General features: G+C 45.0%; 2 protein-coding genes. Both read right to left on the bottom strand.

The genetic code is table 11. The features are described from left to right. Window positions 1-418: lytic murein transglycosylase (locus A3751_RS20100; RefSeq protein WP_197466555.1), on the bottom strand; the 418-nt coding region annotated here is incomplete at its 3' end. Between the two features lie 107 nt (window positions 419-525). Next, a partial coding sequence (locus A3751_RS20095) for an FtsW/RodA/SpoVE family cell cycle protein (protein WP_197466554.1) occupies window positions 526-813 on the bottom strand: 288 nt, incomplete at its 5' end.

Here is an 813-nt window from a genome sequence, read left to right as displayed (position 1 = left end):
CTAGCGTTGTAAGCGCATCGAGAACACGATAACTTCCCTTGTTCTGTCCATACCGAGTTTCTACGCCGATAATTGCCGTAATGATCTCTTTAGGGACTCCAAACTCCGACTCTGCGCGCTCGAGCACAGCTGCATATTTGAGCATAAACTCTTTGCCGAAACGGATACGCTTCTCAGTTAAAAAGATCTTTGAATACTCTGCCCAATTGAGTCTCTTCTCCGCGGGCCGAGAAATGGCTTTCAAAATAGATTCTTTTCGCTCAGCCTGCTTCAGAGTATCCCGCAAAAACCCCTCTTCAAACCCGTGTTCATTAACCATCTTATCGATAAACGACTGCGCAAGAGGGTGCTCAGAATAATCCGCCCGAACCACTCCAGACGCAAAAACCATTAGCACCAAAAGACCGACAAACTTCATTTTCACACTACATCCGTTATCTTGAAGAAATGAGGGCTTAGTGTAGTGCGAGCTCAACATCCATGGCTACGATCATGGGCAACTTTCTAATTAAGATTTGGTAGGCTTTAGCGCGACAAAAATCGGCGATGAGTATGAATGGACATGATAACGCCGAAAGCCGCCATCAATGTAATGACTGAAGTACCGCCATAGCTGACTAGTGGAAGTGGAACTCCAACAACCGGGAGGATACCGCTCACCATACCAATGTTTACAAACACATAAACAAAGAACGTCAATATCAGGCTTCCAGCTAGCAATCGGCTATACGAATCCTGCGCTTTAACGGCGATATATAAGCCTCTTACAACAATTAAAAAATACAAGAACAACAGACCAAGCACGCCCAAAAA

The organism is Oleiphilus sp. HI0080, from assembly GCF_001635135.1.
This window is presented reverse-complemented; position numbering and strand designations above follow the sequence as displayed.